The 10,975-nt window shown below is 73.8% G+C and carries 11 protein-coding genes; 8 read left to right on the forward strand and 3 right to left on the reverse strand.

The window, feature by feature from the left end:
* Nucleotides 1-120 precede the first annotated feature (120 nt).
* From dnaK to Q0967_RS06575, 4 genes are read left to right on the forward strand one after another with little or no spacing between them, the layout of a single operon-like run.
* The gene (gene dnaK / locus Q0967_RS06560) at nt 121-2,055 is read left to right on the forward strand and encodes a molecular chaperone DnaK (RefSeq protein WP_298748416.1); all 1,935 of its coding nucleotides are present in this window, start codon (nt 121-123) and stop codon (nt 2,053-2,055) included.
* Complete coding sequence (locus Q0967_RS06565; RefSeq protein WP_298748414.1) at nt 2,052-2,795, forward strand: nucleotide exchange factor GrpE; 744 nt, start codon at nt 2,052-2,054, stop codon at nt 2,793-2,795. The genes dnaK and Q0967_RS06565 overlap by 4 nt, the downstream gene beginning before the upstream one ends.
* A gap of 48 nt (nt 2,796-2,843) precedes the next feature.
* Nucleotides 2,844-3,920, forward strand: coding sequence for a DnaJ C-terminal domain-containing protein (locus Q0967_RS06570; protein ID WP_298748412.1), 1,077 nt, complete (start codon nt 2,844-2,846; stop codon nt 3,918-3,920).
* Between the two features lie 3 nt (nt 3,921-3,923).
* Nucleotides 3,924-4,361: a heat shock protein transcriptional repressor HspR gene (locus tag Q0967_RS06575; RefSeq protein WP_298748410.1), complete on the forward strand. Its 438-nt coding sequence runs from the start codon at nt 3,924-3,926 to the stop codon at nt 4,359-4,361.
* Between the two features lie 164 nt (nt 4,362-4,525).
* Here Q0967_RS06575 and Q0967_RS06580 read toward each other — a convergent pair whose 3' ends face one another.
* Both Q0967_RS06580 and Q0967_RS06585 read right to left on the reverse strand, forming a co-directional pair.
* Complete coding sequence (locus Q0967_RS06580) at nt 4,526-5,473, reverse strand: ABC transporter permease (protein WP_298748409.1); 948 nt, start codon at nt 5,471-5,473, stop codon at nt 4,526-4,528.
* Complete coding sequence (locus tag Q0967_RS06585) at nt 5,470-6,363, reverse strand: ABC transporter ATP-binding protein (RefSeq protein ID WP_058892203.1); 894 nt, start codon at nt 6,361-6,363, stop codon at nt 5,470-5,472. The genes Q0967_RS06580 and Q0967_RS06585 overlap by 4 nt, the downstream gene beginning before the upstream one ends.
* Before the next feature lie 164 nt (nt 6,364-6,527).
* Between Q0967_RS06585 and Q0967_RS06590 the strand changes: the two genes are divergently transcribed.
* The 4 genes from Q0967_RS06590 (at nt 6,528) to Q0967_RS06605 (ending at nt 10,275) form a co-directional block, all read left to right on the forward strand.
* Nucleotides 6,528-7,775 (forward strand): sensor histidine kinase, encoded by a 1,248-nt coding sequence (locus Q0967_RS06590; RefSeq protein ID WP_298748407.1) that lies wholly within the window; start codon nt 6,528-6,530, stop codon nt 7,773-7,775.
* Nucleotides 7,776-7,804: 29 nt separating this feature from the next.
* Nucleotides 7,805-8,461 (forward strand): response regulator transcription factor, encoded by a 657-nt coding sequence (locus tag Q0967_RS06595; RefSeq protein WP_298748405.1) that lies wholly within the window; start codon nt 7,805-7,807, stop codon nt 8,459-8,461.
* Nucleotides 8,462-8,543: 82 nt separating this feature from the next.
* Nucleotides 8,544-9,257 carry a response regulator transcription factor gene (locus tag Q0967_RS06600; RefSeq protein ID WP_298748403.1) on the forward strand — a complete coding sequence of 238 codons (714 nt, stop codon included), beginning with the start codon at nt 8,544-8,546 and terminating at the stop codon, nt 9,255-9,257.
* Entirely contained in the window at nt 9,247-10,275 is a 1,029-nt protein-coding gene (locus Q0967_RS06605; RefSeq protein WP_298748401.1) for a sensor histidine kinase KdpD, read from the forward strand. Before Q0967_RS06600 ends, Q0967_RS06605 begins: the two co-directional genes overlap by 11 nt.
* Before the next feature lie 56 nt (nt 10,276-10,331).
* Here Q0967_RS06605 and Q0967_RS06610 read toward each other — a convergent pair whose 3' ends face one another.
* Complete coding sequence (locus tag Q0967_RS06610) at nt 10,332-10,931, reverse strand: bifunctional 2-polyprenyl-6-hydroxyphenol methylase/3-demethylubiquinol 3-O-methyltransferase UbiG (RefSeq protein WP_298748399.1); 600 nt, start codon at nt 10,929-10,931, stop codon at nt 10,332-10,334.
* Between the last annotated feature and the right edge of the window lie 44 nt (nt 10,932-10,975).

Consider the following 10,975-nt stretch of genomic DNA (forward strand, 5'->3'; position numbering starts at 1 on the left):
GTGAACTCAACTTGACTGAGCCTCGGTTTGACAAGACGGCAATCCGCTCCGCAGAGTTGAGCGCAGACGTGTCAACCGCGGCGCGCAACGAACGCCACGACATACCAAGGAGAGCAGTTCATGGGACGTGCAGTCGGTATCGACCTGGGCACCACCAACTCGGCTGTGGCCGTGCTGACCGGTGGCGAGCCGGAGATCATCGCCAACGCCGAGGGTGGGCGCACCACCCCGTCGGTCGTCAGCTTCGCCAAGAACGGTGAGGTGCTCGTCGGTGAGGTGGCCAAGCGCCAGGCCGTCACCAACGTCGACCGGACCGTCCGCTCCGTCAAGCGCCACATGGGCACCGACTGGAGCACCACCATCGACGACAAGAAGTACACCCCGCAGGAGATCAGCGCCCGCACGCTGATGAAGCTCAAGCGGGACGCCGAGTCCTACCTCGGCGAGGACGTCACCGACGCGGTCATCACCGTGCCCGCCTACTTCGACGACGCCGAGCGCCAGGCCACCAAGGACGCCGGCGAGATCGCCGGCCTCAACGTGCTGCGCATCGTCAACGAGCCGACCGCCGCGGCGCTCGCCTACGGCCTCGACAAGGGGAAGGAGGACGAGCTCATCCTCGTCTTCGACCTCGGTGGCGGCACCTTCGACGTGTCCCTGCTCGAGGTGGGCAAGGACGCCGACGACGGCTTCGCGACCATCCAGGTCAAGGCCACCCACGGCGACAACAAGCTCGGCGGCGACGACTGGGACCAGCGCATCATCGACCACCTGGTCACCACGGTGAAGAACCAGTCCGGCGTCGACCTGGGCAACGACAAGATCGCCCTGCAGCGGCTGAAGGACGCCGCCGAGCAGGCCAAGAAGGAGCTCAGCTCGGGCTCCAGCACCTCGATCAACCTGCAGTACCTCTCCATGGGCGAGAACGGTCCGATCCACCTGGACGAGACCCTCACCCGGGCGCAGTTCGAGCAGATGACCTCCGACCTCCTCGACCGGGTCAAGCAGCCCTTCGAGCAGGTCATCAAGGACGCGGGCATCGACGTCGGCCAGATCGACCACGTCGTCCTCGTCGGCGGCTCCACCCGGATGCCGGCCGTCGTCGACACGGTGAAGAAGATGACCGGCGGCAAGGAGCCCAACAAGGGCGTCAACCCCGACGAGGTCGTCGCCGTCGGCGCGGCCCTGCAGGCCGGTGTCCTCAAGGGCGACCGCAAGGACGTGCTGCTCATCGATGTCACCCCGCTCTCGCTGGGCATCGAGACCCAGGGCGGGATCATGACCAAGCTCATCGAGCGCAACACGGCCATCCCGACCAAGCGCAGCGAGGTCTTCACCACGGCCAGCGACAACCAGCCGTCGGTGGGCATCCAGGTCTACCAGGGTGAGCGCGAGATCGCCGCGCACAACAAGCTGCTCGGCAACTTCGAGCTGACCGGCATCGCGCCGGCCCCCCGCGGGGTCCCGCAGATCGAGGTCACCTTCGACATCGACGCCAACGGCATCGTGCACGTGTCCGCCAAGGACCGCGGCACCGGCAAGGAGCAGTCGATGACGATCTCCGGCGGCTCCGCGCTGCCGAAGGACGAGATCGAGCGGATGATCAAGGACGCCGAGGCGCACGCCGAGGAGGACAAGGCCCGCCGCGAGGAGACCGAGACGCGCAACAGCGCGGAGCAGCTCGTCTACTCGACCGAGAAGTTCCTCTCCGACTCCGGCGAGCAGGTGCCCGCCGACGCGCGCGGCCCGGTCGACACCGCTCTCGCCGACCTCAAGGACGCGCTCAAGGCCGACAGCGGCGCCAGCCTGGACGACATCAAGGCCAAGATGGAGACCCTCTCCACCGAGAGCCAGAAGATGGGGTCGGCGATGTATGCCGCGCAGGCCGAGTCCGGTGAGGGCGCGGGCGCGGGTGCCGGCTTCCCGGGTGGCGAGGGCTTCCCCGGCGGTGCCGCCGGCGGCGCCGACGCCGGCCAGCAGGGCCAGTCGACGTCCGACGAGGACGTGGTGGACGCCGAGGTCGTCGACGACGACGAGGACAAGGACACCAAGTGACCGACCAGCCGCAGGGCAACCCCGGCCCGGGCGCTCCCGAGGAGGAGCGCCCGGGCTCGGGCCCGGTCATCCGGGACAAGCGCCGCATCGACCCCGAGACGGGGCGCGTGCGGCAGAGCACGGAGGGTGCAGACGCTGTGAGCGACCAGAGCGAGACCCAGGCCGACACGGGCCGGGGCGCGGACGATCAGACCGCGGCCGGGCAGGTGCCGGACGAGACCCCGCTGGCCACACCGGAGACGGACGGCGTGCCGGAGGCGACGGAGCAGGACGCGGTCGACGACGGCCACCCGGACACCCGGCTGGCGGCCGAGCGGCTCGAGGAGATGCGCCGCATGCAGGCGGAGTTCGTCAACTTCCGCAACCGCACCCAGCGGGAGCGGGAGGGCGACCGGGGTCGGGCGACCGGCGCCGTCGTCGAGGCGCTGCTGCCGGTGCTGGACGACGTGCACTCCGCGCGGGAGCACGGCGACATCACCGAGGGCAGCCCGTTCGCGGCGATCGCCGACAAGCTGGAGCAGGCCCTGGGCCGCTTCGGGGTCGAGCGGGTCGGCGCGGTCGGTGACGTCTTCGACCCCACCGTCCACGAGGCGCTCATGCACCTGCCCGCGGACCGCTCCCCGGTGGAGCTGCCCGAGGGCACGACGGAGATGACCGTGGTGCAGGTCATGCAGCCCGGCTTCAAGGTCGGCGACCAGGTCGTGCGCGCCGCGCGCGTCGCGGTCGCGGACCCGGGCTGAGCGGCATACCCGGAGCAGAATGAGCACGGCAGGAGGAGGTGAGCACCGATGGTGAACCAGGACTGGTTCGACAAGGACTTCTACGCGATCCTCGGCGTCAGCAAGGACGTCGACGCCAAGGAGCTGAAGAAGACCTACCGCAAGCTGGCGCGCCAGCACCACCCGGACAGCAACCCGGGCGACGCGGCGGCAGAGCAGCGGTTCAAGGACATCGGTGAGGCCTACGCGGTGCTCTCCGACCCCGAGCAGCGCCAGCAGTACGACGCCGTGCGCGCCATGGGCGGCGGCGCCCGCTTCACCGCGGGCGCCGGCGGCCCGGGCGGGGCCGGCAGCGGGTTCGAGGACGTCTTCGCGCAGATGTTCGGCGGTGCGGGTGGAGCGCAGAACGTGCGCTTCGGCACCGGCGGTGGCGGGGGCGGGATCGACCTCGAGGACCTGCTCGGCGCGTTCGGCGGGGGCGGAGGCTTCCAGCCCGGCGGCGGTGGCCAGGGCTTCCCTGGCGGCTTCCAGCCCGGGGCCGGTCAGGGCTTCCCCGGCGGGTTCTCCGGCCGCGGCTACGGCGGAGGTATGCCGAAGGGCCAGGACGTGGAGGCGTCCACCACGCTCGACTTCCGGGCCGCGGTGACGGGTGACACCGTCACCCTGTCCACGCCCGACGGTGGCCGCATCACCACCCGCATCCCGGCCGGCGTCAAGGACGGCCAGCGGATCCGGCTCAAGGGCAAGGGCATGCCCGCGCCGATGCAGGGTGGGGAGGCCGGAGACATGTACCTCAAGGTCGCCGTCACCCCGCACCCCGTCTTCGGCCGCGACGGCGACCACCTCACCGTGGACCTGCCGGTGACCTTCTCGGAGGCGGCGCTGGGCGCGACCGTGCAGGTGCCGACCCTCGACGGCGGCACCGTCAGGGTCAAGGTCGCACCCGGGACGCCCTCCGGGAGGGTCCTGCGGGTCAAGGGCCGCGGCATCCAGACGAAGAAGGGCGCTGGGGACCTGCTCGCCAAGGTGCAGGTCGTGGTCCCCCAACGGCTGTCCGACGAGGCGCGGCAGGCCGTCGAGGCGCTGCGCGCCGAGGAGGGCGGCAGCGACCCCCGGGCCGACCTCATCCGACGGGCGCAGGGCTGAGCCGTGGTCGACCGCGACACCCCCGTCTACGTCATCTCGGTCGCCGCCGAGCTGGCCGGGATGCACGCCCAGACGCTACGGCAGTACGACCGGCTCGGCCTGGTCACGCCGTCGCGCACCCGGGGCGGGGGCCGTCGCTACTCCTCGCGCGACGTCGACCGGCTCCGGGAGGTCCAGCGCCTCTCCGGCGAGGGCGTCAGCCTGGCCGGCATCCAGCGGATCATGGAGCTGGAGGTGCAGGTCGAGGCGCTGCGCGACCGGGTCGCCCAGCTCATGGTGGACAACGAGCGGCTGCGCGAGCGGGCCGTCCAGGGGTCGCGGGTCTTCGCGGCGGACCTGGCCGGCGAGGTCGTCGCCGTGCGGGCCGGCCAGCGGCCGCAGGGCCGCCCCTCCAGCACCGCGCTGGCGCTGTGGCGTCCCCGCGGCTGGCCCACCGACTGAGGAGGGGCTCCACCCCGGCGCCGCGCCGAGACGCTGGGCACCTCTGCTCCCACGAGCACCACGATGCGGGGATGTGCCCCGCAGCCGGGGATATACCCCGTGCAGAGAGCATCATCCCCGCAGGATGTGGCCGACGTGACGGATGTGACCCGTGGTGCGCCGGGTTACTTCACCTCGCGGCGCGCCACCCGCCACAGCCCGAGGGCCAGCGGGAGGAGCACCCACCAGACCGAGGTCGCGCCGAACTGCGCCCACTGCTCCCCGGTCGGGGCCGCGTCGAGCGTCGTGAGCGGCAGCGAGGCGACGTTCTGGTCGATCCATGCGGCCCGGTCCTGCACCCACCCCACGGTCATGGAGACGACGTTCATCAGCACGGGCAGCACGAAGAAGGCGGCGATGGCCAGCGGCACGTTGAGGAACAGCGCGCCGAAGGCCACGCCCATGAGCACGTAGGCCAGCTGCAGCACGACGATCCCGCCGTAGATGTGCCCGGGCAGGCTGAGGTCCACGTCGCCCCCGGCCAGGCCCGCCGACGCGAGGTGCGCCAGGACGGCGAGGCCGATGGTCACCGCGACGACCGCCAGGCCCAGCAGCAGCGCCGCCAGCGACTTGGCGGTCATGACCCGCAGCCGCCGCGGCTCCTGCGTGAAGGTCACCAGCGCCGTGCGCTGGCTCCACTCCGAGGCGGCGGTGAGGATCCCCAGCACGGGCAGCAGCACGCCCTGGGGCAGCACCGCGGTGAGCAGGAGCGTGGAGTAGTCGGCGCCGTTCTCCCGGCCGAACCACATGACCAGCCCCATCGCCAGCGCGGTCAGCGCGACGATGACGATGAGCAGCCACCGCCCCGCGCGGGTGTCCACGGTCTTGCGCAGCTCGGTGCGCAGGAGGCGGGAGAAGGGCAGCGCGCCGCCGGTGAGCTCGGGGGCCTCACCGTCTCGCCGGTATGCCGTCCGCCCGCCGCCGCGCGACGCGTCGGCGGGTCCTCCGTCGGCACCCCTCGTGCCGTCGGGGTGGGTCGTGGTCGAGGTCGTGCCGGTCATGGTGCCGTCCTGGTCGTCGAGGGGGCCGGGGGTCGTCGTGGGCGCCTGCGTGTGGCTCGTCGGGCCGGTCATGCCGCCACCTCCCGCGCGTCGTCGGAGGTCAGCGTGAGGAACATCTCCTCCAGGCCGCCCCCGGAGGAGCCCAGGCTGGTGAGGACCAGGCCGTGCCGCAGCGCCAGCTCGCCGACCTCGGCGGTCTGCGCGGCGACCGCGAGCGTGCCGTCGGGGCGCGGGGTGTGCTCGAGGCCGGACTGCTCGACCGCCGCCCGCAGCGCCGCCCGGTCGGTGGCGTCGACGACGACGCCCGCCGCCGACAGCAGCTCCTCCTTCGTGCCCTGGGCGACGATGCGGCCGCGGCCGATGAGCACCAGGTCGTCGGCGATGATCTCCACCTCGGAGAGCAGGTGCGAGCTGAGCAGCACGGTGCCACCGTCCCGGGCGTAGTCGCGCAGCAGCCCGCGCATCCAGTGGATGCCGCCCGGGTCCAGCCCGTTGGCCGGCTCGTCGAGGATGAGCACCCGGGGGTCGCCGACCAGGGCGGCACCCAGGCCGAGCCGCTGCCGCATACCGAGGCTGTAGTTGCCGACCCGACGCTCGGCCTCGCGGGAGGTGAGGCCGACCCGCTCCAGCGTCGCGTCGACCTGGCCGCGTCCCGCGCCGACGAGGATGGCGGCCAGGGTGAGGACCTCGCGGCCCGTGCGCCCGGCGTGCTGGGCGCTGGCGTCGAGCATGACGCCGACGTGCCGGGTGGGGTTGGGCAGGGCGGCGTAGGGGCGGCCCAGGATCCGCGCGCTGCCCGAGGTCGCCGGGGTCAGCCCGCACATCATCCGCATCGCGGTGGACTTGCCCGCGCCGTTGGGGCCCAGGAAGCCGGTGACCCGACCCGGACGTGCGGTGAAGCTGATGTCGTCGACGGCCGTGAAGGCGCCGTATCTCTTGGTGAGGTTCTCGATCTCGATCATGGCTCCACCCTCGGTGACACGCCCACCCCTCCGCATCGGCCCACGGTCGGTCGTCGGTGGTCCCATGGTCGCGCGTTCGGCGGCCCCGACCCCGACGAAAGTCGTAGAGAGGCACGACCGACGGTCGAGGCGGGCCGCCCGGCGCCCGCCTACGCTGCTGCGGTATGACGTCCGCCCGCCCGGTCCCGGGCCCCCCGCCCCTGCGCTGGTGGGGCCACGCCTGGCGGGTCCTGGTGGTGTGGGTCACCGGGCTGCTCATCCTCCTCGTCACCTTCGCGAGCTCGCCGGCCGGCTCCCAGGAGCTGGGCAGCTACCCGGCCCACGTCGACGCGCTGCTGGTGGCGGACCTGGTCGTCGGTCACCTGGCCGTCGCCCTCGTGCTCTGGCGGCGCCGGTTCCCGGTGACCGTCGCGGTGCTGACCAGCGCGGCCCTCGTGGTCTCCTCCCTCGCGGTCCCGGCCTCCCTCCTCGCGGCGCTGTCCCTGGCCAGTCGCCGACGGTGGCGCCCCCTGCTGGCCGTCGGTGCCGTCAACATCGGGGCAGGGATGTTCTACGAGCTCGTGGTGGCACGCCAGCTCGGCATGGAGACGGTGTCCGACATCCCCTCGCCGTGGTACGCCGGCCTCGTCGCCCTGCTCAGCGTCCTGCTGTTCGCCCTCGTGTCCCTCATCGGCTGGAACATCGGCGGCCGTCGCCAGCTCGTGGAGAGCTGGCGGACCCAGGCGGAGACGGCCCACCGCGAGCAGGCCGCGAGGGTCGCGCAGGCCCGGACCGCCGAGCGCGCCCGGATCGCCCGGGAGATGCACGACGTCATGGGACACCGGCTCTCCCTCGTCGCGATGCACGCCGGGGCGCTCGCCCACCGTCCCGACCTGACCGAGGCCGAGCGGGTGCAGAGCGCCGAGATCGTCCGCGACGGCGCGCACCAGGCCCTGCAGGAGCTGCGCGAGGTCCTGGGGGTCCTGCGCGGGGAGGACGACGCCGACGCGGCGACCGGGACCGCGGCCCCCCAGCCCACCCTGACCGACCTGCCCTCGCTCGCGGCGGAGGTGACGACGGGCGGTCACCCCGTCGACCTCACCGCCTCCCCGGGTCTGTGGGACCGCAGCGTCACCCTCTCCGACCGGGTCGGGCGCCACGCCTACCGCGTCGTGCAGGAGGCCCTGACCAACGCGCGCAAGCACGCACCGGGGGCCGCCGTCGAGGTGGACCTGTCGGGGGACGAGTCGACGGGGCTGAGCCTGGAGGTCCGCAACGTCGTCCCGCGCCCGGCGGCCCAGGACCCCGGGGCGCCCGGTCGGGGTCTCACCGGTATGCAGGAGCGCGTCACCCTCGTCGGCGGCACCTTCGAGGCCGGTGGCGGGCCGGGGGTCTTCGTCGTGCGAGTCTGGTTGCCGTGGGAGACCAGGTGACCGCGGGGGCGCCCCGCCCACGAGTGGTGATGATCGACGACGACCCGCTGGTGCGGGCCGGGCTGCGCATGCTGCTGGGTGGGCCCGACGGGGTCGACGTCGTCGCCGAGGGGGAGGACGGCGACCAGGCGGTCGAGCTCGTCGGACGGCACCGGCCCGACGTGCTCGTCATCGACGTCCGGATGGCGCGCACGGACGGGGTGAGCGCCACCCGGGAGGTGCTCGCGGCCTACCCCGACCTGCAGGTGCTCATCCTGACCACCTTCGACGCCGACGCGCTCGTGCTGGAGGCGCTGCGGGCCGGGGCTCGCGGTTTCGTGCTCAAGGACACCCCGCCGGCCCAGCTGGTCGCCGCCGTCCACGAGGTCGCGGCCGGCGATCACGCCCTGTCGCCCTCGGTCGCGGCACTGCTCGTCCGGGAGGTCTCGGGCGCCCCGGCCGCGGCGGGTGGGGAGCGGGCCGGGCGGGCCAGGGCCGCGCTGGCGCACCTGACCGAGCGGGAGCGCGAGGTGGCCCGGGCGGTCGCCAGGGGTGGCTCCAACGCCGAGGTCTCCCGGGAGCTCTTCCTGTCGGTGCCGACGGTGAAGGCGCACGTCTCGAGCGTCCTGGCCAAGCTCGGGCTCGCGAACCGGGTGCAGATCGCCCTGCTCGTCCACGACGCGCAGGACGGCGACACCGAGCGCTGACCCCCCTGTGCCCCCCGCGCGGGTCGCCGGCCGTCACCGTCGCGCAAGATCTGGCCGCCGGGGCGCGGCATACCCTGAGACGGTGAGCACGGTGCTGGTCGTCGAGGACGAGGGGACGGTGCGGGAGGTGGTGTGCGCCTACCTGCACCGGGCCGGGCTGCCCACCCACGAGGCGGCGGACGGTCTGGTGGCGGTGCGGGCCTTCCCGGACGTGCGGCCCGCCGTGGTCGTGCTCGACGTCATGGTGCCCGGCATCGACGGTTTCGAGGTGCTGCGGCGCATCCGGGCGATGGACCCGGACGTGCCGGTGCTCATGCTCACCGCCCGGAGCACCGAGCAGGACCGGATCGCCGGCCTGGAGCTGGGTGCGGACGACTACGTCACCAAACCCTTCAGCGCCCGGGAGCTCGTGCTGCGCGTGCAGGGGCTGCTGCGCCGCACGGCCGGCTCCTCGCCGGGCGGCCCCGGGCCCTCCGGCACCGTCCGGGACGGCGACCTCGTCGTCGACCGCGGCGCCCGCCGGGCCACCCGGGCGGGTGCGGAGCTGGCGCTGACCAGCCGCGAGTTCGACCTGCTCGTGCACCTCATGACCCATCCCGGCGTCGTGCTGGACCGGGACGACCTCCTGCGCGAGGTGTGGGGGTGGGAGGTCGGCGACCGCTCGACCGTCACCGTCCACGTGCGGCGGCTGCGCGAGAAGGTCGAGGCCGACCCGTCCCGGCCGGCGCGGATCAGCACGGTCTGGGGACGGGGCTACCGGTGGGACCGGGCGCAGGGGTATGCCGATGAGGCCTGAGCTGGAGGCGATCACCCTCGCGGCGGGCACCGCGGGAGCGGTCGGGCTGGCCGGCGCCGCGCTGACGCTGCTCGTGGCCCGGCGCTCGCCGGCGGCGGCGACCCTGCTGGGGCCGGTGGTGGGGGTGGCCAGCGTCGCCGCCGGGGTGGTCGTGACCACGCGCGCGATGTTCCTGTCCGAGCACGACGCGACGCTCATCGCGCTGGTGCTGCTGGCGGCGGCGCCGGTGGCCCTGGCGATCGGGGTCCTGCTCTTCCGCAGCGTGCGGCGGCTGGACCGGCGGGCGCAGCAACGGCTGGCCGACGAGCAGCGCGAGCTGGCGCTCGCCCGCTCCCGGCAGGACATGATCACCTGGGCCTCGCACGACCTGCGGACCCCGCTGTCCTCGATCAGGGTGATGGCCGAGGCCCTCGAGGACGGCCTCGTCACCGACCACGACGACTACCACCGCCGCATCCGCGCCGAGGCCGACCGGATGACCGTCATGGTGGACGACCTGCTCGAGCTCAGCCGGCTGCGGAGTGCCTCCCCCGCAGACCCGGGGGAGGTGGTGGACCTGGCGGACGTCGCCGCGGCCGTGGTGGCCGGCCAGCAGCCGGTGGCGGAGCAGCAGCAGGTCCGCGTGCGGCTGACCGGCGACGGGCCGGCGCCGGTGCGGGCGGTCGCCGGCGAGCTCGACCGGGTCGTGGCCAACGTGGTGAGCAATGCCGTCCGGGAGTCGGCGGCCGGGTCCGAGGTCGTGGTGCACGTCAGGGCGGACCCGGTCGCGGAGGAGGTCGTGCTCCACGTCGACGACGCCTGCGGGGGGCTGGGGGAGGAGGCCCTCGCCCATGCCTTCGAGCCCGGGTGGCGCGGCAGCAGCGCCCGGTCGGCGGGCGCCGGGGTCGGCGTGGGCCTGACGATCGCCCACGCCCTCGTCGAGCGCAGCGGCGGCACGATCACGCTGGCCGACCACGGGCCCGGCTGCCGCGTCCGGATCGCCCTCCCGCGCCACACCCCCGCACCGGACGCGCGGTAGGGCACCACCGGACGCGCGCTCGTGCCGCACCGGACGTGCGGCAGGGACAACTGCCGTCAGGGGCCGATCGGCGAGAGGACCCACACCGCGTAGTCCGGACCCGGCGGGTGCAGCTCGTAGGAGCCGGCGCGCAGGTCCACGCCGAGACCGCAGGCACGGGCGTCCGCCTCGAGCTCCTCCGGCGGGTAGCGTCGCGCGTGGTCCGGCCCGCCCCGCTGGTGCATCCCGACGAGCACCCGCCCCTGGGGGCCGAGCAGGTCGCGCACGCGGCCCAGGACCTCCCGCTCGGTCCCCTCGGCCAGGAACGCCATGACATTGCCGACCAGGACCACGAGGTCGTAGCCGGGCTCGAGGTCGACCTCGAGGATGTCGGCCTGCGTCACCGCGAGCCCGGGGTAGGTCCGGCGCGACTGCTCCACCAGGGCCGGGTCCGGCTCGACGGCGGTCACCCGGTGGCCGCGCGCCTGCAGCGCGGCCGCCACCCGCCCCATACCGGAGCCGACGTCGAGGACCCGGGCGCACCGGGGTACCAGCACGTCGGCCAGCCGCGCCTCGCCGTCGACGTCCGTGCCCTCCTCGACCAGGCGGGCGAGACGCTCGCCGAACTCACGCGTGTGCTCGCCGGCCAGCTCCCAGCGGGTGGGGCGGTGGGACATGCGCGACTCCTCGGCTCGGGCGGGCGACGGATCCGGTATGCCGT

It is taken from the genome of uncultured Serinicoccus sp. (assembly GCF_947500995.1).
Classification (GTDB): Bacteria; Actinomycetota; Actinomycetes; order Actinomycetales; family Dermatophilaceae; genus Ornithinicoccus.